The sequence below is a fragment of the Variovorax nivicola genome (assembly GCF_051216475.1).
In the GTDB taxonomy this organism is placed as follows: Bacteria; Pseudomonadota; Gammaproteobacteria; order Burkholderiales; family Burkholderiaceae_C; genus Variovorax.
The window spans coordinates 815,410-836,687 of the sequence record NZ_JBPJZK010000002.1; the positions used below are offsets into that span (position 1 = coordinate 815,410).

A 21,278-nucleotide genomic window follows, 5' to 3' on the forward strand; every position below is an offset into this window, starting at 1 on the left:
CGCCATTAGGCGTTGTCCGTCAGCCATCCGCGCCCATCGCTGGCGCGCCATGCCCGCTCGAGCGGCAAAGCTCGGGCCCTTGCCAAAGACTCCCAAGCAACCCTCTGCACGGCTCCACGCCGACCGCCCCGACCGCCCTGATCGCCCCATCGGCGACTACGCGCTCATCGGCTCGACCCACAGCGCGGCGCTGGTGCATCGCGGCGGCGACATCGAATGGCTGTGCCTGCCGCGCTTCGATTCGGCCGCGATGTTCGCCAGCCTGCTCGGCGATGAGCGCAACGGCCACTGGACGATGCGCGCCAAAGACCGCAAGGCGCGCGTCACGCGGCGCTATCTGCCCGGCACCGTGGTGCTCGAAACCACGATCCGCACGGCCCAGGGGACGGCCATCGTCACCGACTTCATGCCGCGCCCCGCGCTCGATGGCACGCATGAGGTGGTGCGCATCGTGCAGGGCGTGCGCGGCACGGTCGCCATGCACACCGAGTTCCGCATCCGCTTCAACTACGGCGGGTGGTGCCCCTGGATGGAGCGGCGGGACGGCGCGGTGTTTGCCACGGCCGGGCCGGACTCGGTGCGCATCAGCTCCGGCGTGCCGCTGACCAACGAGAACTTCGCGAGCTTTGCCGACTTCACCGTGTCCGCGGGGCAGGCCATCGCATTCAGCCTCGACTGGTTTCCCTCGCACCTGAAGCCGCCGGTAACGCGCGACGCCAGCGCGCTGCTGGCACGCACCGTCGCCGAGTGGAGCGCGTGGACCGGTCGCTGCGGCTACCAAGGCGAGTTTCGCGAGCCGGTGATGCGCTCGCTGCTCACGCTCAAGGCGCTCACCTACGAGCCCACCGGCGGCATCGTCGCCGCGCCGAGCACCTCGCTGCCCGAGCTGCCGGGCGGCGAGCGCAACTGGGACTACCGCTTCTGCTGGCTGCGCGACGCGGCGCTCACGCTCTACGCGCTGATCGGTTCGGGCTATGTAGAGGAAGCCAGCGCCTGGCGCTGGTGGCTGATGCGCGCGGTGGGCGGTTCGCCCGAAGAGCTGCAGGTGATGTACGGCCTGCACGGCGAACGCTCGCTCACCGAGCTCGAGCTCGGCTGGCTGCCGGGCTACGAAGACAGCCGCCCGGTGCGCATCGGCAATGGCGCGCACGGGCAGCGGCAGCTCGATGTGTACGGCTCGGTCATCGCGGCCTTTCATGCGGCGCGCAAGGCCGGGCTGGCGGACATGGACAAGGTGTGGCCGCTGGAGCGCGCCATCGCGAAGCACCTGATGGTGCTGTGGAAGGAGCCCGACTGCAGCCTGTGGGAAGTGCGCGGCGAGCCGCGCCACTTCGTGCATTCCAAGATCATGTGCTGGCTGGCCTTCGACCGGATGATCGCGAGCGCGACGGAGTACGGGCTCGAAGGCCCTGTCGAGCGCTGGCGCGAGGTGCGCGACGAGATCCACGCCGAGGTCTGCGCGCGCGGCTACGACGCCGCGAGCAATTCATTCGTGCAGTACTACGGCGCCGACACGGTGGATGCGGCGCTACTGTGGATGCCGCTGATCGGCTTTCTGCCGATTCACGACGCACGCGTGCAAGGCACCATCGCGCGCATCGAAAAGGAGCTGATCTTCAATGGGCTGGTGTACCGCTATCGCACCGAAAAAGGCGTGGACGGCCTCGAAGGCGGGGAGGGAGCGTTTCTCGCGTGCAGCTTCTGGCTGTCGAACGTGTACGTGGCCATGGGCAAGCTGCGCAAGGCGCGGGCCCTGTTCAAGCGCCTGCTGGCGCTGGGCAACGACCTGGGCCTGTTTGCCGAGGAATACGACCCAGTGGCGCAGCGGCAGCTCGGCAATTTTCCGCAGGCGTTTTCGCACATCGGGCTGATCAACAGCGCGCATGCGCTGGTGTCGGCGGCCGGTGGCGTGTGGGAGCTGGCGGACCTCGATGGCAAGGCGGCGTCGAAGAAGACAGCAAAGAAGGTGGCAAAGAAAGCGCCGGTCAGGCGGAGACTTTCACGCAGGCGTTCTTCGAGCGCTGAATGAGCCGCGCGCCTATGTTGGCGACGATGAGCGGCACCGGTACGTCGATGTCGGCGCGCAGCACGTCGGCTTCGGTGGCTTCGGGCTTTTCCAGTGTCTGCAGCTGGCTGTCGAGCAGCGCTGCAGGCATGTAGTGCCCGGTGCGTTGTTCCATTCGCTGCCGCACGAGCGCGGGCGGCCCGTCGAGAAACACGAATTGCAGTTCGGGCGACGCGGCGCGCAGCCGGTCGCGGTAGGCGCGCCGCAGGGCAGAGCAGGCCACCACCACGCCGCGCGGCGCGGCCGTGCAATCGGCAAGGCTTGCACCAACGCGGTCGAGCCAGGGCCAGCGGTCTTCGTCGGCGAGCGGCAGGCCGGCGCGCATGCGGGCCACGGCCTCGGGCATGTGCAGGTCGTCGGCGTCGACCCACGGCAGGCCGAACAACTGCGCCAGCCCGGCGGCCACGCTGCTCTTGCCGGTGCCCGACACGCCCATCACCACCACGCTCAGGCGTTGCGGCTGCTCTGGATGCTGCACGGTGCTACAGGCTCGAGGTGATGCCGCCATCCACGTACAGGATGTGGCCATTGACGAAGCTCGACGCATCCGAGGCCAGGAAGATGGCCGCGCCGCCCAGCTCTTCCACGTCGCCCCAGCGGCCGGCGGGCGTGCGGCCCGAGAGCCACGCGGTGAAGGCTTCGTCGGCCACCAGCGCCTGCGTGAGTTCGGTCTTGAAGTAGCCCGGGCCGAGGCCGTTGACCTGGATGCCGTATTTGCCGAGGTCGATCGCCATGCCCTTGGTGAGCATCTTCACCGCGCCCTTGGTGGCCGCGTAAGGTGCGATGCCCGGACGGCCCAGCTCGCTTTGCACCGAGCACACGTTGATGATCTTGCCGCGCTTGCGCTCGATCATGCGTTGCGCGACGAAGCGGCCGACCAGGAACACGCTGTCGATGTTGGTGGTGGTGATCTTGTGCCACGCGTCGATCGGGAATTCGGCGAACGCGCCGCGGTGCTGCATGCCGGCGTTGTTCACGAGGATGTCGATGGCGCCGATGTCGGCCTCGATGGCGGCCACGCCGGCCTCGACCGCAGCGGCGTCGGTCACGTCGAAGGCCATGGCCTCGGCCGCGATGCCCTTGGCGCGCAGGGCGTCGCGGGCGGCGGTGAGCGATGCGGCATCGCGTGCGTTGAGCACCACGCGCGCGCCGGCGTTGCCGAGCGCTGTCGCCAGCGCAAAGCCGATGCCTTTGCTGGAGCCGGTGACGAGGGCGGTGCGCCCGGAAAGATCGAACAGTTTCAAGGGGGAGTTCCTGGATCGTGACTAATGGATAAGTTACCGGTATCTTTTGGTTTCGTCAATGGGTAAAACCTTCGCTGGCGTTATCTTCTTTCGTCGATTAAAGTTACCGGTATCAAATTGAACCCTGACCGCCACTCGCAGGAGACACCCGCTTGACCGCTACCGCTTCATCCCCGCACGTGCTGATGCTCGGCACCTACCCGGAATGGGACATGGTGCCGATGCAGGCGGCCTACACGCTGCATCGCCTCTGGGAAGCGACGGACCGGCAGGCCTTCATCGCCGAGCACGCGCCCAACATCCGCGCGATCGCGACGCGCGGCGAGCTGGGCGCGAGCGCCGAGCTGATCGCTGCGCTGCCCAAACTGGAGCTGATCGCCTGCTATGGCGTGGGCACCGACGCCATCGACCTCGCCGCCTGCCGCGCGCGCGGCATCCGCGTGAGCAACACGCCCGACGTGCTCAACGGCGACGTGGCCGACCTCGCCGTGGGGCTCACGCTGGCGGTGCAGCGACGCATTCCGGCGGGCGATGCTTTCGTGCGCAGCGGTGCGTGGGCCGATGGAGGCCTGCCGCTGGCTACGCGCGTCTTCGGCCAGCGCATCGGCATCGCGGGCTTTGGCCGCATCGGCAGCACCATCGCCAAGCGGTTCTCGGGCTTCGACGTGGAGCTGGGCTATTTCAGCCGCACGCCGAAGGCCGACAGCCCGCACCGTCACTTCGCCAGCCTGAGCGCCATGGCCGACTGGTGCGACGTGCTCATCGTCATCCTGCCCGGCGGCGAGGCCACGCGCGGCATCGTCAATGCCGAGGTGCTGCAGGCGCTGGGGCCCAAGGGCTGGCTCGTGAACGTGTCGCGCGGCACCACCGTCGATGAAGGCGCGCTGCTGCAGGCGCTGGAGGCGCGCGGCATTGCCGGCGCGGCGCTCGACGTGTTCCTCAACGAGCCGCGCATCGACCCGCGCTTTGCCGCGCTCGACAACGTGGTGCTGACCCCGCACCATGGCAGCGGTACCGAACAGACGCGCCGCGCCATGGGCGAGCTGGTGCGCCGCAACCTCGAGGCCCACTTTGCGGGCCAGCTTCTCATTACCCCCGTGCCCTGACTGCCCGAAGGAAAGAATCATGCGTTTGCGTTGTATGTGCCTCGTGATCCACGCTCCTGACGACCTGCGTCTGGACGAGCAGGACGCCGGCGAAATCGGCCCCGGCCAGGTGCTGGTGAAGGTCGGCATGGGCGGCATCTGCGGCTCCGACCTGCATTACTTTCACAACGGCGGCTTCGGCACCGTGCGCATCAAGGAGCCGATGGTGCTGGGCCACGAGGTGGCCGGCACCGTGGTGGCGGTGGCGCCCGGCGTCGACAGCGTGCGCATCGGCGACAAGGTAGCCATCAATCCGAGCCGCCCCTGCGGCGCCTGCAAGTTCTGCCTCGAAGGCCTGCCCAACCAGTGCCTCGACATGCGCTTCTACGGCAGCGCCATGCGCACGCCGCACGTGCAGGGCGCGTTCCGCAACATGCTGCTGTGCGAGGCCACGCAGTGCGTGAAGGTGGCTGAGCACGTGCCGCTGCGGCTGGCCGCGCTGGCCGAGCCGTTCTCGGTGGGGCTGCACGGCGTGTCGCGCGCCGGGCCGCTGCTGGGCAAGCGCGTGCTGGTGTCGGGCTGCGGGCCCATCGGCGTGCTGGCCATTGCGGCGGCGCGCGCGCATGGCGCGGCCGAGATCACCGCTACCGACGTGGTCGACGAGCCGCTGGCCATTGCGCGTGCCATGGGCGCCGACAACGTCATCAACGTCGCGCAGGACAAGACCTGGGTGTCGCGCTACTCGGCCGACAAGGGCACCTTCGACGTGATGCTCGAATGCTCGGGCAACGAGCGCGCGCTGCGCGACGGGCTGGAGGTGATGCGCCCGCGCGGCGTGGTTGTGCAGCTGGGGCTGGGCGGTGACGTGAGCATTCCGCAGAACATGGTGGTGGCGAAGGAGCTCAGCATCTGCGGCTCGTTCCGCTTCCATGCGGAGTTCGCGCTCGCGGTGCGGCTCATCAACGAAGGGCGCGTGGATCTGTCGCCGGTGGTGACGCACACCTTCCCGATGCTGCAGGCGCGGCAGGCCTTCGAGCTGGCGAGCGACAGGCAGAAGGCGATGAAGGTGCTGATCGATTTTGCGGATACGGGCGCAGAGGCTGTAGCGGCCTGACGGGTTTCCCGGAGACGCCTGCCGCGCAGCGTCACTGACTCGCGTTCGGCGTTGCGCGCGCCAGCAGGCGGATGTGTTCGAAGTCCAGCATGTCCAGCGCATGCCGCACCGCGTCGACCAGCGCCCTGTGGCGCGCGTCGGCCGAGAGCCGGTCGACCCATTCGTGCAGGTCACTCCAGCGGCCGTCGCGTGCGAGCATTTCGAGTTCTTCGCGCACCGCCGCGGGCAGCGGGGCGATTGCGGGCACCGGCGGGCGTCCCGGCCTGTGCAGTGGTGCAGGGCGCGGCGGTTGCGGCTTCGGGGCAAGGGGCAGCAATTCTTTGGGCGCGTCCTTCACGATCACCGAGAAGTGCACACGCGTTCCCAGGTTGCGGTGGCTCTCCAGCAGCAGGCGCCCGCCCATGTGCTGCACGATGCGTCGCGCGATCGCCAGCCCGAGCCCGTGGCCGTTGGCACTCGGCGCGCCCTGCGCGATGGCCTGGACGATGCGCGCCTGCTCTTCCTTGTCGATGCCGATGCCGCTGTCCCACACGTCGAACCTGAGGCGCCATGAGTCCGCGCGCGGCCGTGCCTGCACGCGCAGGCCGATCTTGCCGTCGCGCGTGAACTTCGCGGCATTCGACAGAAGATTCAGCAGCAGCTGCTGGAAGCGCTTGCTGTCGAGGTACACCGCGACCGGCAGCGCGCCCAGCACTTCCAGCTCGAACCGGTTGTGCTGCCGTTGCGCGAGCGTGTCGGCGTACTGCGCCACGTCGTCGATCAGCGCGCGCAGGTGCACCGGCCGGGGCTCGAAGGCGAAGGGCAGCAGCTCGCTCTTCGCGTAGTCGAGCAGGTCGTCGATCAGCGCGAGCTGGTAGGCCACGCTGCGCTCGATGGCCTGCAGCCGCTCGGGCGGCGGCGAGCTGTCGCCATGCAGCAGGCGCGCGTTGCCGATGATGGTCGACAGCGGCGCGCGCAGGTCGTGGCTGATGTAGGCCAGCAGCTGCGTCTGCTCGCGCGCCTGGTGCTCGGCCTGCTCCAGCGCAGCATTCAGTGCGTGCGTCTTGCGCTTCACTTCTTCCTGCAGCCGTTGCTGTTCCTCGGCCTGCCAGTGCACCAGCGTGCGCTGCGCGACGCGCCGCTGCCGCGACAGGTGGTGCGCCCACGCCGCCAGCGCCACCAGGCCGACCAGCATGCCCGGGAAGCCCAGCGCATAGGCGTCGAAGCCGGGGATCACGTGCGCCGGCATCGCGAGCTCGGTGAGCCGCAGGCACACGCCGACGGTGACGATGCTCATCACCGGAAAGGCCAGCCGCCCGCCCGGTCCGGCGCGCCGCATGTAGATGAAAGTGCCGGCGGTCAGCGCGAGAACCACCACCGGCGCGCTCAGCGTGCCGGCCCGCGCGAAGGGCGCGTACGGCCCCAGCAGCGTGCCCAGCACCACGACGCATTGCGCCACCGCGAGCAGCGCGAACAGCAACAGGCCAGGTGTGCGCACCGGGCTGCGCCGCGACACCGCGTACAGGTAGAACATCAGCGAGAGCACACAGCAGCCCGCGGTAACACCGGCCGCGCGGTAGCTCCATTCGATGCTGTCGGGCCACAGCGCGAGCCGTGCGTGGCCGCGGTAGGCGGCCTCGTAGAGCGCCACGAGCGCAAAGCCCAGGCTCTGCAGTGCCGTTGCGAGGTCGCGCGAGATGAACCACAGCGCCAGCGAATACACGGAGAGCACGAGCAGCCCGCCAATCAGCAGGCCGTCGAGCAGCGCATGGCTGCTTTCTGCTTTGCGCCAGGCATCGGCCGAGTACAGCGCTGGCGCGAGCTTGACGCTGCTGTTCGTCTGGACCCGCACCAGCACATGCGCCTGCTCGCCGGGCCGCAGGTCGAGGGACAGCGTCGGCACGCGCTCGCGGTCCCGTGCGGCTTTCGACGGCACCGACACGCCGGCCTGTTCATGTGTCCACGTGGCCCAGCCCGCCAGCTCGCGGCGCGCATGGAAATCAACGTGCTGCAGCCACGTGGCGTCGAGCACCAGCCGAAGCGGCTGGATCGCGCCGGTGTCGTTCACCAGCGTGAGCCGCAGCCAGAAGGCCGAACGCGAAAAGCCCGGCCGCATGCGCGCCGCGCTGCCGGGCTGGAAGCCGCCGGGCACGCCGCTCTCCAAGGCATCGACCTCGTCGAGCGACAACTGCGTGCTGGTGTCCTCGAACACCTCGACGTGCGTGTCGAGTGCCACCGGCCAGCGGGTCGCGTCGTCGACGCGCAGCATGTCCGCCTGCGCCGCGGGCCACCCCGCCAGCCAGAAGGCAGCGCACAGCAGCAACGTGCGGATGCCGCGCAGGGCCGGGGTGGTCACCGCCTTCTCAGCGCCGCATCAGGCCGACGGCACCGATGGCGGAGAAGTCGAGGTGCCAGGCGCCTGGCGAAACGCCGTAGGCGTGCGGCCGAAGCGCTCGCGGAATGCGGTCGAGAAGTTGGCCGCGCTGGAGAAGCCCACGGCCAGCGCGACCTCTTCCACGCTGAGCGCCGACTCCGCGAGCAGCCGCTGCGCCTCGGCGAGGCGCGCCTCGCGCGCGAACTCGAACACCGTGCGGCCCGTCTGTTCGCGGAACACGCGCGACAGCCGCTTTTCGTGCGTGCCCACGCGCGCCGCCAGCTCGGGCAGGGCAGGCACGTTCGCCAGGTCGGCGCGCACCAGGTGTTCGACGGCCTGCGCGAGCACGCGGTCGGTGTGGTCGGCGCCCGGGGTGCTGGCGCCGCGTTCCCGTTTCGCGTTTTCCACTGCGCTCTCGGCCTGCGCGATGCAGGCCTGCGCCTGTTGCCGGCTGCTTGACAGCGCAAGGTGCACAGCCACGCGCGCCAGCACTTCCGCGGGCTCGAAGGGCTTCAGGATGTAGTCGACCGCGCCTTCGCGCAGGCCGGTGAGCCGCTCTTGCACCGAGCTCGACGAGGTCACGAAGATCACCGGGATGCGTGTCGTCGCGCGGTCGGCCTTCAGCAGCCGGCAGGTCGCGTAGCCGTCGGTGGCGCCCATGCGCACGTCCAGCAGCACCAGGTCAGGCTGCAGCGCAGTCGCCCTGCGGTAGCCCTCCAGGGCGTCGAACGCCAGGCTGATGCGGTGTCCCGCTTCGCGCAGTGCTCCCAGCAGCAACTGCAGCTCTTCGATGTTGTCGTCTATGACGAGGATGTGCGCGCGCCGGGGCGGCGAGGTCGACCAATAAGACATGGGCGTCGAGCGTAGGAGTGCGTCACCGAAACGCTGTGTGATTTAGTTCACATTATGTTGCATTCGTAAACAAATGTCATTAACAGCAAAGTTTTTGTCCTGAATGCCAAAAGTGCACCGGTGAGTGGGGTCCAAGAATCGCGCCCTTTCCGGAGCACCCCGCCGCATGCAGCGGCGACAAAAGAAACGGTGCCCGGTCCATCAGAGCAATCACGAGGGACGGGATGTTCAGGACCCCAACGAATCTGTCGCACGCGTCGGCGCGCCGCGACGTGCTTTCCAACGCCGCGCGCTTGCGCCGCTGCCTGGCGCGCGTGGCCGCGCCTCTGGCGGGGCTGCTATTCGCCGCGGCCGCGCATGCCGTGCCGCAGGTGTCGAGCCTGGTTCATTCGCCCGACATCCTTCCCGCCGGCGGCACGGTGACCAGTACCGTCACCATCGCAGAGACCGACAGCCTGCCGATCGGCGCGCCGGGCGCCTCGTTCACCTACACGATCCCCGCGAACGCGATCTACATGGGCACCGGCTCGGTCCCCGTGGGCAGTTGCTCGGCCGACGTGGTCGTGGGCGCCGCCGGCCCGGGCACGCTGACCTGCTCGGGCATCACGCTCGGCGCCAACCAGTTGCGCGACTTCCAGGTGCTGCTGCGCACCACCGTCCAGGGCACGCTGAGCGTCACCGCCGCGATCAGTGGGGGGAGCTCGAGCGAAACCAAGATCATCACGGTGAACCAGGGTGCCGACGTGTCGGTGGCCATCAGCGCGCCGGCCACCGCGCCGAGCGGCAGCACGGTGCCGATCGTCTTCACGATCACCAACAACGGCCCCGACGCCAGCTCGGGCTCGACGCTGACCTATTCCATTCCCACGGGCCTGTCGGTCTCGGGCAGCGGCCTGCCCTCGGGCTGCTCGATCAGCGGCAGCCAGCTGACCTGCAACGTGCCGGCCACGCCTGCCACCGCGGGCAGCAACACGCGCACCTTCACCGTCAACGGCGTGGTCACCGCGGGCGCGGGCTCCACCATCACGCACCAGCCGGCCGTGGCGCCGGCGGGTTCGATCGGCGACGGCGTTTCCACCAACAACAGCGCCACCGCCAACACCACCGTGACGGCGGGCTACGTGCTCGCGCTCGCCAAGAGCCATGACGGCGGCCAGCTGCTGGTGGGCCAGCGCTTCAACTTCAGGCTGAGCCCGAGCTTCAGCGGCACCGCTCCCACGGGCGTCACGCTGACCGACACGCTGCCGGCCAACTTCACGATCCAGCCGTTCTCCGCGGGCGGCGGCTGGACCTGCTCGGTCGCCGGCCAGACGGTGAGCTGCACGCGCACCGACATCGGCGGCACCGGCGGCGCCAACGTGGCGCTCGGCGACATCCTCGTTCCCGTGATCGCCTCGTCCGCCGGCACCGGCGTCGTCAACCAGGCCACCGTGAGCGCGACCGGCCCTATCGCCAACTCCGCCACCGGCAGCGTGCCGGCCGACGTTGCGGTCTCCGCCACCGACTTCCGCGCCGACAAGCGACGCGGCTGGCCGCAGAACAACGTGCCGCTGGGCCAGGCCTTCGACTACCAGGTCGGCAGCACCAACCTCGGCAGCACGCGCCTGCTGGCAGGCAGCACCATCCAGCTGGTGGACGACCTGCCGGCCGGCGTGCAGATCAACAGCGTCACGCAGCGCGACGGCTACACCTGCACGGTGACCCAGGGCGGCACCACCGTCGTCCCCACGCCCGCCACGCCAGTGCCCGGCCCCGCGACCGTGACCTGCACGCGCACGCTCGCCACCGACATCGATGTCGACCTGTCGAACGGCGCCAGCGCGCGCAACGGCGGCTACATCATCGTGAACGCCACCATTCCGGCGCTGCCCTCGGGCGGCGGCCAGATCGTCAACAGGATGTGCGTGAACGTGGCGCTGCCCGCGAGCGCGCCCACGCTCGGCGCCGACCCGGACGCCAACACCGGCAACGACTGCGTGAACCTCGGCACCGGCGTGGACGACACAGCCACCGCCGCCGACGTGAAGGTGCTCAAGCGCGTGGTGGGCATCGGCGACAGCGCCGGCAACCGCCAGATCGCGGGCCAGCCTGTCACGTGGGAAATCGAGGTGGTCAACACCGGGCCTTCCGAAGCGCAGAACGTGGTCATCACCGACAGCTTCGCGCAGGTGATAGGCGCCGGCAACGTCACGCAGACGCCCAACGGCGGCACCTTCGCCGGCACCTGCGCGCTGCCGGCCAACGGCGGCGGCTTCGGCCAGGCTTCGCTCTCCAACTGCACGCTGTCGACACTGCCGGTCTGCCGCGCGAGCACCGACGCCACCAGCGCGCTGCCGCTGTGCCCGGTGATACGCGTCGTTGCGTCGCACTACGGCGACGGCCGCTCGGCCACCGACCACGGCTTCGAAATCAACAACACGGCGAATGCCCTGGCGGTCACACCGGCCGACCCGAACCTGGCCAACAACGACGGCAGCACCACCGCCTACCTCCTGGCCCGCACCGACGTGACGGTCACCAAGTCGGCCAGCCCGGCCACGGTGCCGGTCGGCCAGCTGCTCACCTACACGCTGACCGTCGTCAACCGGAACGTACCGGACAGCCTGAGCCGTGCATACGCCGTGAGCGTGACCGACACGTTGCCGGCCAACCTGATGTTCCTCACGGCCGTTGCCTCCGGCGGAGGTACTTGCGGTACGACGCCGGTCACCACGCAGCCCACGGGCACCGGCACCACCAACAACCAGCTCGTGTGCAGCTGGAACTCGCTCAACCGCAGCGTGCAGCAGACCGTCACGGTGCGCGTGCGGCCGCTGTACGCGCTCAACGGCACCGCTGTGACCAACGGCGCGCACGTTGCCACCGACACGCCCGAGCTGCTCACCACCAACAACGACGCCGCCGTGCCCGCGACCGTCACCGCGCCGGTGTACGACCTGGTCGTCACCAAGCGCGACGACGCCGACCCGGTGAACGTGGGCGACGACGTGGGCTACACCATCACCGTGTCGAACAACAGCGCGTCGACGGCGGAAGACGTGCGCCTGGTCGACACGCTGCCGTTGCCCGGCCCCGGCGGCGAGACACCGCCCACGCTGGTGTCGGTGAGCATCCCGTCGAATGCCCCGACGGGCACCAGCTTCGCGCTGGCCGGCGGCGCGGCCATCGGCTCGGCCGGCGGGCAGATCGTGTTCACCATCCCGACGCTGGGCGGCACGGGCCCCACGTCTACCGGCGAGCTCAGTTCGCTGCAGTTCCGCGTGGTGCTCAGGGGCACGTCGCGCGGCACCTTCCAGAACAACGCGAAGGTCGACTTCTTCGACGCCACGCGCAATGCCTTCGACACCGTGCAGGGCAACAACGCGGTGGCCGAGAACACCACCTTCCGCTTCAAGGCCGACGTGCAGGTGGTTTCCAAGGCCGCCGTCACGACCGGCACCGCCACGCCGCTGGCTACCGTGTCGTCTGCCCAGACCTTCGACTGGCTCGTGCAGCTGCGCAACAACGGCCCCGACAGCGCAGAGACCACCAGCTTCACCGACACGCTGCCCGCGCCGCTGGTGCTGACGGGCACGCCCGTGTTCACCGTCACCGGCGGTGCCTTCACGCCCGTCGCGCCCACCTGCACCGGCGCTGCCGGCGGCACGGCCGTGAGCTGTGCCATTACCTCGATGCCGGCCAACGGCACCGCCACCGTGCGCATTCCAGTGCGCTTCAGCGGCGCAGCGCCAGCCAACGGCACCGTGCTCACGAACCGCGCGCACATCATCACCACCGGCTCGGGCGACACCAACGGCGGCACCGATCCGGACGGCGGCAACAATTTCAACGACGGCCAGGTCACGGTGCAGAACAGCGCGCTGTCCGGCCGCGTGTACGAAGACCTGAACGGCAACGGCCTGATCGACGGCGGCGAGCCCAACATCGCCGGCGTCACCATCCGCCTGAACGGCACCGACAGCGCGGGCAATGCGGTCGCCATGACGACCACCACCGACGCCAACGGCAACTGGGGCTTCACCGTGCCCGCAGGCACCTACAACGTGGTGGAAGACCAGCCCGCTGCCTACCAGCCCGGCATCACGCGTGCTGGCACCGTCAGCGGTGTGGGCAGCACGATGGGTACCGTGCCGCCCGGCGCCAGCAACGGCCCGAACGGCTCCAATGCCAACCGCATCGACAACATCGTGCTCGGCACGGGCGGCGCTTCCACGGCCAACAACTTCGGCGAGGTGCGCCTGTCCAGCCTGGCCGGCCGCGTGTACCAGGACGCCGACTACAACGGCGCCGCCAGCGCGGGTGACCCCGGCATCGCCGGCGTGACCGTCGCGCTCACCGGCACCGACATGTTCGGCAACCCGGTGTCGCTGACCACCACCACGGCCGCGACCACCGGCAACTACGCCTTCAACAACCTCACGCCCGGCAGCTACAAGCTGACCGAAACGCAGCCCGCGGCCTTCGCCGACGGCAGCGACGCGGCCGGCACCGCAGGCGGCACCGCGGGCAACGACGTGGTGGACGCGATCGCGCTGCGCTCCAACGTCACGGGCACCGGCTATGACTTCGGCGAGCTGCTCACCCGCATCACGACGCGCGTGTTCGTCGACGCCAACAACGACGGCACGCCGCAGGCGGGCGACACCGGCATCCCGAACGTCGAACTGCGCCTCACGGGCACAGACGCCGCGGGCAATGCGGTGAACATCCTCGCTGTGCCCACCGGCACGGTCGGCGGCTACGAGTTCCGCAACGTGCCCCCGTCGGGTGCGGGCGGCTACACCATCACCGAGACGCAGCCGGCCAACTATGCGCCGGGCAAGGCCAACAACAACGGCCAACCCGGCACGCCGCAGGGCGGCGGCAACGTCATCACGGGCGTGACCGTCTCGGGCACCAATGTGCCGCTCACGCAGGGCGAGTACTGGTTCGGCGAGCTGCTGCCCGGCGGCATCTCGGGCCGCGTGTACTACGACCGCGACGGCAGCGGCGCGCAGGGCGCACCGGCCACCGAGCCGGGCCTGGCGGGCGTGACGATCACGCTCACGGGCACTGACGTCAACGGCCAGACGGTGTCGCGCACCACCACCACTGACGCCAGCGGCGACTACAGCTTTCCGAACCTCGCGCCCGGCAGCTACACCGTGACCGAGACGCGGCCGGCGGGCTACCTGCCCGGCATCACGCGCGCAGGCAACGTCAGCGGCGCGGGCAGCACGCCCGGCGCCGTGCCGACCAGCGGGACCGGCGTGACCAACGGCCCCAACGGCTCGACCGCCAACGTCATCCAGAACATCGTGCTCGGCGCCGTGGGCTCGGGCTCGGCCGGCAACAACTTCTCGGCCGTGAAGCCCGCCAGCCTCTCGGGCTACGTGTATGCCGACGTGGCGCCGTCCAACGGCACCAAGGACAGCGGCGAGCCCGGCATCGCCGGCACCACCATCCGCGTGACCGGCACCGACTTCCAGGGCAACGCCGTCGATCGCACGGTGCAGACCGCTGCCGATGGCCGCTACCTGGTCGACGCGCTCACGCCCGGCACCTACCAGATCGACGAGACGCAACCCGCCGGCGTGGCCGACGGCACCGAGTCGCTCGGCACCGTGGGCGGCGCGCCGCGTGGCACCGCCAACCCCGGCGGCACCAACGACCGCTTCGGCGGCCTCACGCTGGTGTCGGAAGACCTGGGCATCGACTACAACTTCGGCGAGCGCGGCGGTCAGATCGCCGGCTGGGTGTACGTCGACACCAACAACGACGGCGTGCGCCAGCCCACCGAGGTCGGCATTCCCGGCGTGACGCTCACGATCACCGGCCGCTCCGCCAGCGGCCTGGTGGTGAACGCCACCGTGGTCACCGACGCCAGCGGCCGCTACGTCTTCACCGGCCTGCTGCCGGCCGACGCCGCGGGCTACACCATCCGCGAGACGCAGCCCGTGACGTATGCCGACGGCCTCGACGCCGTGGGCACGCTCGAAGGCACGGCCAGCGGCGCGCTGGGCAACGACGTCATCGGCGCCATCGCGTACCGCGGCGGCAACGGCGACAACTACAACTTCGGCGAACGCGGCGCATCGCTGGCGGGCACCGTCTACAACGACGCCAACCGCAACGGCACGCGCGAGCCGCAGGACTTGCCGATTCCGGGCGTGACCATCACGCTCACCGGCACCGATGCCGCGGGCCAGCCTGTGACGCGCACCGCCGTCACCGACGCCAACGGCCGCTACGAACTGCCCGGCCTGCCGTTGCCCGGTAGCGGCGGCTACACCGTTACCGAAACGCAACCCACCGGCTACGACGAAGGCATCGCCGTGCCCGGCACGCTGGGCGGCACCGCGCAGGGGCCGAACCAGATCCGCGTGAACTTCACCGGCCTGGACGCGCACGGCACCGGCTATGACTTCAACGAGCACAGCAACCAGCCAGCCTCGCTCACCGGCACCGTGTGGTTCGACCAGAACCACAACCGCAGCCGCGAGTCGGGCGAAGGCCAGGGCGAAGGCTGGACGGTCGAGCTGCTGCGCTGCGCCGACGGCGGCAACGCCTGCGCGGAAACCGCGGCCACCGTGCTCTACACCGTGACCACCAGCGCCAATGGCAGCTACCGCTTCGGCGACCTCGTGCCCGGCGAATACCGCGTGCGCTTCCGCTCGCCCGACGGCCGCGTCGTGGGCGGCGTGTGGCCGACCGATGCGTCGCAGAACGGCGCGGGCGGCCCGTATCCCACGCCCCCCGCGAGCGACCCGCGCTTCACCATCAAGGTGCGCGTGAACGCAGGCGCCAACGTGCAGAAGCAGGACCTGCCGTACGACCCGGGCGGCGTGGTGTACGACAGCGTCAGCGGCACGCCGGTGCCGGGCGCCGTGGTGCGCCTGGTCGGCCCGCCCGGCTTCGACCCCGCGCAGCATCTGCTGGACGGGCGCGACAGCTACACGACCGGCCCCAACGGTTACTACGACTTCTTCCTGCTGCCGGGCGCACCGGCCGGCGACTACCGCCTGGCCATCACGCCGCCGGGCGCCTACCTGCCGTCGTCGATGTACCCGGCCGCGTCCGGCGCGCTGGGCACGCAGTCGTGCTCGGCGCCCGCCAACGGCCCGGCACCCGCGCAGACCAACCCCTGTGTGGTGAGCCCCGGCGCGGCGCTGGTCACCGGCGCGGGCTACTACCTGATGTTCAAGGTGCCGGGAGGCGGCGGCCAGCACGTGGTGGCCAACAACATCCCGCTCGACCCGTCGGACGCCACGCTCATCGAGCTGCGCAAGACGACCTCGAAGCTCACCGTGAAGAAGGGCGAGTTGCTGCCGTACCGCATCACGGCGCGCAACACGCGCGGCAACCCCGTGCCGGGCGTGGCCGTGGTCGACACGCTGCCGCCGGGCTTCCGCTACATCCAGGGCTCGCTCACCGTGCGCACGATGCCCGGCGGCGTGGCGCTGCCGGTGGTGCCGCAGATCAACGGCCGCCAGGTCGTCGTGCCCGGCCAGAACTTCGCGCCCAACGAGACCAAGGAATACCTGATGGTCGCGGGCGTGGGGGTCGGCGTGGGCGAGGGCGAGTTCGTCAACCAGGTCGTCGCACTGCAGGGCGTGGGCGGCCGCACGCTGTCGAACCTTGCCACCGCCACCGTGCGCGTGGTGCCCGACGCGCTGTTCGACTGCACCGACGTGATCGGCAAGGTCTACGACGACAAAAACGCCAACGGCTATCAGGACGACGGCGAACCGGGCCTTGCCAACGTGCGCATCGCAACGGTCAACGGCGTGCTGGCCACCACCGACACCGAAGGCCGCTACCACATCGCCTGCGCCGCCATTCCGAAGGAAGGCACCGGCAGCAACCTGGTGCTCAAGCTCGACGAGCGCACGCTGCCCTCGGGCTATCGCACCACCAGCGAGAACCCGGCGGCCGAGCGCGCCACGCGCGGCAAGGTGCTGAAGATCAACTTCGGCGCCACCGTGCACCGCGTGGTGCGGCTCGCGCTGCAGGGCGCGGCCTTCGACGAAGGCGCCGCCGCGCTGCGCGCCGGCTTCGCGGGCGAACTCGACCGCACCGTGAGCGTGCTTGCCGAAAAGACGGCGGTGCTGCGGCTGGCCTACAAGGCTGCGCCGGGCGAGCCCGCATCGCTGGGCCGCCAGCGCACCGACGCGGTGAAGGCCGCGGTGCTCGCGCGCTGGAAGCAGCTTGGCGAACAACGCGCCGGGCGCAACGAGCCGCCGCTTTTCAACCTGGACATCGAGGTCGAGCTGGTGCCCGCCACCGCCGCCTCGGACGAGGCGAAGCCATGACCCGCCCACAGACACCGAACCCGATCCAGCGAGCCAACATGAGAAGAAGAAAGACGCTTCCGAAGCGCATGGCCCTTGCAGGCGCCGTGACCGCCGCCTGCCTGAGCATGGGGCTGGCCGCCGCGCAGGAAACCGCGGTGCGCGGCCGCATGCTCGACCAGGCCACGGCCGACCCGCGCGCTGTGGACATCGACGGCGCGCGCCGCCTGCCGCGCAGCAGCGAGCGCGAGCTGCCCAAGGCCACCTTCGTGCTCGGCGACGAGCGTGCGGCGCCCGTCGCCGTGGCGGCATCGTCCGCCACCAGGCCCGCCGAACGCAGCGACACCAGCACGCCGCATTTCGATTCCGGCGCAGACGGCCTGCTGCCCGCCGACCGCGCGCAGCTCGACCGCATCGCCGACCAGGTGAAGGGCCGTGACGGCCTGCGTTTCGAGATCGTCGGCCACACCGATACGCAGCCCCTGAGCGCGAAGTCGCGCGAGCGCTTCGCCGACAACCACGCGCTGGGTCTGGCCCGCGCGCAGCAGGCCGGTCGCTACCTTACGCAGCGCCTGGGCCTGCCGGAGGCCGCGGCCTCCGCCACGTCGCGCGGCCCCGATGCACCCGTGGCCACGCCCGCCGCCGACCCCGGCAACTGGGCTGCCAACCGGCGCGTGGAAGTGCGCGTGTACTGGCGCGATGCAATCGCCGCGCCGGCCCCCGCACCGGCCGACCCCGGCGTGTGCCGCACCTTCACCGCCTTCGGCACCGACGACGCGCCGCTGCGCCTGAGCGTGGACGGCCAGCTGCTGTCCGCCGACGGCAAGCTCCCGTCCGGCGACGGCACGACGAGTGCCGACCGCCAGCGCTGCGTCGACGTGCAGCTGGAGCGCAACCAGCTGCGCCTGCAGTACGACAACCTCTCGCAGCCGCGCCGCCTGAGCGCCAGCGCCTGGCCCACCACCGTGGTGGCGGGCGACACCGTGCGCTTTGCCGGCTACAGCAACTACCTGCTGTTCACCAGCAAGGCGGAGCTGCGCGTGTTCACCGCCAACGACGTGATGCAGCGCCGCCTGGTCGCGACCGTGCCGCTGGACGCCGCATTGCGCGGCGAATGGCAGGTGCCCGAAGGCCTGCTGAACCGCCTCGCGGAAGGCGCGAGCGGCAAGCTGTACTACCGCGTGCGCGTGTACGACCGCCAGGGCCGCTTCGACGAAACCGACGACCTCTCGCTCACGCTGGCCCAGCGCCACAAGCCCGAGACCGGCACGCCGCCCGACCCGGCGCGCGAGCTGCTGCGCGGCTACGGCCAGAACAACATCGCCATCGCCAACATTCCGTTGAGCGCCGGCACCGTTACCGCCAGCGGCGCAGCCATCCGCCCCGGCGAGAGCGTGCGCGCGCTCGGCTTCGCGGTGCCGGTGGACGAGAGCGGCCGCTTCGTGTTCCAGCAGCTGGTGCCGCGCCGCGTGCAGACCGGCGAGATCGCCGTCACCGACGCGCAGGGCGCCACGCGTGCCTACCGCCGCGACTTCGAACTGCCCGCGAGCGACTGGTTCTTCGTGGGCCAGGCCGACCTCACCGTGGGCAGCAACAGCGTGAGCGGGCCGGCCGCGATCATGACCAACGACAAGAACCGCTACGGCGGTGGCGGCTGGAGCGAAGGCCGCATTGCCGGCTATGCCAAGGGCCAGCTCAACGACCGCTGGACGCTCACGGCCAGCGTCGACACGGAAGAGCGCCCGCTGAAGGAACTGTTCCGCAACCTCGACCGCAAGGACCCGACTTCGCTGTTCCGCCGCTTCGACCCCGAGGATTCGTGGAGCACCTTCGGCGACGACTCCACCACCATCGAGGACGCGCCCACGCAGGGCCGCTTCTACCTGCGCGTGGACGACGGCCGCTCGCAGGCCATGTGGGGCAACTTCAAGCTCAACTTCGGCGACACCGAACTCACCCGCGTGAGCCGCGGGCTCTACGGCTTTCATGGCCGCTACCTGGGCGAGGAATCGACTTCGTTCGGCGAAGCGCGCCTGAAGGTCGACGCCTTCGCGGCCGAGCCCGGTACGCTGGCCGCGCGCGAGGAATTCCGCGGCACCGGCGGCTCGCTCTACTACCTGCGCAACCAGGACATCACGCGCGGCGCCGAGCGCGTGACGCTGGAAATCCGCGACCGCGACTCCGGCTTCGTGCTCAAGCGCACGCAGCTCGTGCCGAGTTCCGACTACGAGATCGACTACCTGCAGGGCCGCGTGCTGCTGTCGGCGCCGCTGCCCAGCCTGTCGGACGACGGCTCGCTGGTGCGCGCCGGCGGCTTCACCGGCATGCCGACCTACCTGGTGGTGGACTACGAATACACGCCGCTGACTTCCTCGCTCGACACGCTCGCCGTGGGCGGCCGTGTGTCGTGGTGGGCCAACGACCACGTGGGCGTGGGCGTGACCGCGTCGCGGCAGGACCAGATCGGCGGCGACCAGCGCCTGGCCGGCGCCGACATCACGCTGCGCAAGACCGAGAACACCTACTTCAAGGGCGAGTTCGCGCGCAGCAAGGGCCCGGGCACCAGCCAGCTCGACTCGCTGGACGGCGGCTTCAGCTTCACCGGCCGCAACGGCACCATCGGCAACACGCTGGGCAACGGACCCACCGGCAATGCCAACGCATGGCGCCTCGAAGGGCAGGCCGACCTGGGCGACTTCGACATTCGCGGCGGCGGGCGCGTGAGCGCCTATGCGCAGTCGCGCGACGCGGGCTTCTCCGCGCCAGGCCAGTACGCGAGCAACGCCACGCGCCAGACCGGCGTGCAGGCCACCGTGCCCTTCGGCGAGAAGGGCCAGAGCGGGGCGGGCGAGTTGCGCCTGAAGGCCGACCGCCGCGACGAGCGCGACGGCTACAACAGCAGCGTGCTCGACGCGCAGTACGCCCTGACCCTGTCGCCCGAGTGGAAGCTCGGCCTCGGCCTGCGCTACGACGACAAGACCGGCGACGCGCTCATCACCAGCCCGTCGCTGCCGACCACGCAGGCGGTGTCGGGCGAGCGCGCCGACGCGGCCGTGCAGCTCGAATACACCGGCAGCGACCGCTGGAGCGCCTACGGCTTTGCGCAGAAGACGCTGCGGCGCACCGGCACGCGGCTGGAGAACGACCGCCTGGGCTTCGGCGGGCGCTACCGCGTCAACGACAAGCTCGCGCTGCGCGGCGAGGTCTCCACCGGCGACGGCGGACTGGCCGGCAAGGCGGGCGTCGACTACCAGTACGACGACCGCTCCAACCTCTACATGACCTACGTGGCCGACACCGGCCGCACCGACGAGAACCTCATCGGCCGCGGCGGCAGCCTCGTGACCGGCGTGCGCTCCCGTGTGGGCGACGGCCTGACCATGTTCACCGAACATCGCCAGGCCACCGGCACCCAGCCGGGCCTCACGCATGCCTACGGCGTGCAGTACGCGCCCGACACGCGCTGGACCTTCGGCGTCAACTTCGAAAACGGCTGGATCGGCGCCGAGACCCTGGGTGCCACGCGCCGCGAGGCCGTGGCCTTCACCACCGGCTATTCGAGCGAGCGCATGAAGTACAGCGGCGGCCTCGAATACCGCAAGGACCGCACCACGGCCGAGACGCGCACCAGCTGGCTGGTGAAGAACTCATTCAGCTGGAAGGTGGACGACGACGCGCGCTGGGTCGGCAAGTTCAACTGGGCCGACAGCGACAGCACCACCGGCACGCTGGCCGCCGCCAAGTACACCGAAGCCATGCTCGGCTACGCGCTGCGCCCGGCGCTGAACGACCGGCTCAACCTGCTCTTCAAGTACACCTACCTGTACGACCTGTCGTCGCCGGGCCAGGTGGTGTCCGGCGGTGTCGACTCGAGCCTGGGCACCGTGTCGACCACCGGCATCGACTACCAGCAGCGCAGCCACGTCTTCGCCATCGACGCCACCTACGACATCGACCCGCGCTGGACCCTCGGCGGCAAGTACGCCCGGCGCCGCGGCGAGTTGCGCGCGAGCCGCGACAACTCGTCGCCGTGGTTCAAGAGCTCGGCCGAACTCGCCGTGCTGCGCGTCGACTGGAAGCTGGTGCGCAACTGGGACTGGATGCTCGAGTGGCGCACGCTGCGCGCCAAGGAACTCAAGGACCGCAAGAGCGGCTGGGTCACCGCCGCGTACTACCACGTCAACGAGAACCTGAAGGTGGGCGTGGGCTACAACTTCACCGACTACTCCGACAACCTCACCGACATGAGCTACCGCAGCAAGGGGTGGTTCCTGAACGTGCTCGGCAAGTTCTGA

Annotated in this window: 9 protein-coding genes; 5 read left to right on the forward strand and 4 right to left on the reverse strand. The window is 70.1% G+C overall.

What is annotated here, in order from left to right:
• Positions 1–79: 79 nt before the first annotated feature.
• Complete coding sequence (locus tag ACSFBF_RS12485) at positions 80–2,029, forward strand: glycoside hydrolase family 15 protein (RefSeq protein ID WP_435467292.1); 1,950 nt, start codon at positions 80–82, stop codon at positions 2,027–2,029.
• Here the strand turns inward: ACSFBF_RS12485 and ACSFBF_RS12490 are convergent.
• Both ACSFBF_RS12490 and ACSFBF_RS12495 read right to left on the reverse strand, forming a co-directional pair.
• Positions 1,986–2,543: a gluconokinase gene (locus ACSFBF_RS12490; protein WP_435467294.1), complete on the reverse strand. Its 558-nt coding sequence runs from the start codon at positions 2,541–2,543 to the stop codon at positions 1,986–1,988. The genes ACSFBF_RS12485 and ACSFBF_RS12490 overlap by 44 nt on opposite strands.
• A gap of 4 nt (positions 2,544–2,547) precedes the next feature.
• Positions 2,548–3,309: an SDR family oxidoreductase gene (locus ACSFBF_RS12495; RefSeq protein WP_435467296.1), complete on the reverse strand. Its 762-nt coding sequence runs from the start codon at positions 3,307–3,309 to the stop codon at positions 2,548–2,550.
• 152 nt (positions 3,310–3,461) lie between these two features.
• On the opposite strand from ACSFBF_RS12495, the gene ACSFBF_RS12500 reads away from it, so the two are divergent.
• Both ACSFBF_RS12500 and ACSFBF_RS12505 read left to right on the forward strand, forming a co-directional pair.
• Positions 3,462–4,415: a 2-hydroxyacid dehydrogenase gene (locus tag ACSFBF_RS12500; protein WP_435467298.1), complete on the forward strand. Its 954-nt coding sequence runs from the start codon at positions 3,462–3,464 to the stop codon at positions 4,413–4,415.
• Positions 4,416–4,434: 19 nt separating this feature from the next.
• Positions 4,435–5,508, forward strand: a complete 1,074-nt coding sequence (locus tag ACSFBF_RS12505; protein WP_435467300.1) for an L-idonate 5-dehydrogenase — start codon at positions 4,435–4,437, stop codon at positions 5,506–5,508.
• Positions 5,509–5,539: 31 nt separating this feature from the next.
• On the opposite strand, the gene ACSFBF_RS12510 is transcribed toward ACSFBF_RS12505, so the two are convergent.
• Positions 5,540–7,843, reverse strand: a complete 2,304-nt coding sequence (locus tag ACSFBF_RS12510) for a sensor histidine kinase (protein WP_435467302.1) — start codon at positions 7,841–7,843, stop codon at positions 5,540–5,542.
• Positions 7,844–7,861: 18 nt separating this feature from the next.
• Positions 7,862–8,713, reverse strand: a complete 852-nt coding sequence (locus tag ACSFBF_RS12515) for a helix-turn-helix domain-containing protein (RefSeq protein WP_435467304.1) — start codon at positions 8,711–8,713, stop codon at positions 7,862–7,864.
• A gap of 224 nt (positions 8,714–8,937) precedes the next feature.
• Between ACSFBF_RS12515 and ACSFBF_RS12520 the strand changes: the two genes are divergently transcribed.
• Together ACSFBF_RS12520 and ACSFBF_RS12525 are read left to right on the forward strand one after the other, a co-directional pair.
• The gene (locus tag ACSFBF_RS12520) at positions 8,938–17,004 is read left to right on the forward strand and encodes an SdrD B-like domain-containing protein (RefSeq protein ID WP_435467306.1); all 8,067 of its coding nucleotides are present in this window, start codon (positions 8,938–8,940) and stop codon (positions 17,002–17,004) included.
• A complete protein-coding gene (locus ACSFBF_RS12525; protein WP_435467308.1) occupies positions 17,001–21,278 on the forward strand; it encodes an OmpA family protein in 4,278 nt (1,425 codons plus the stop codon). Before ACSFBF_RS12520 ends, ACSFBF_RS12525 begins: the two co-directional genes overlap by 4 nt.

Bases quoted from the DNA above. Each gene is read 5' to 3' on its own strand.
- ACSFBF_RS12505 (WP_435467300.1), top strand. From the start codon at position 4,435: ATGCGTTTGCGTTGTATGTGCCTCGTGATCCACGCTCCTGACGACCTG.
- ACSFBF_RS12515 (WP_435467304.1), bottom strand. From the start codon at position 8,713: ATGTCTTATTGGTCGACCTCGCCGCCCCGGCGCGCGCACATCCTCGTC.
- ACSFBF_RS12520 (WP_435467306.1), top strand. From the start codon at position 8,938: ATGTTCAGGACCCCAACGAATCTGTCGCACGCGTCGGCGCGCCGCGAC.
- ACSFBF_RS12525 (WP_435467308.1), top strand. From the start codon at position 17,001: ATGACCCGCCCACAGACACCGAACCCGATCCAGCGAGCCAACATGAGA.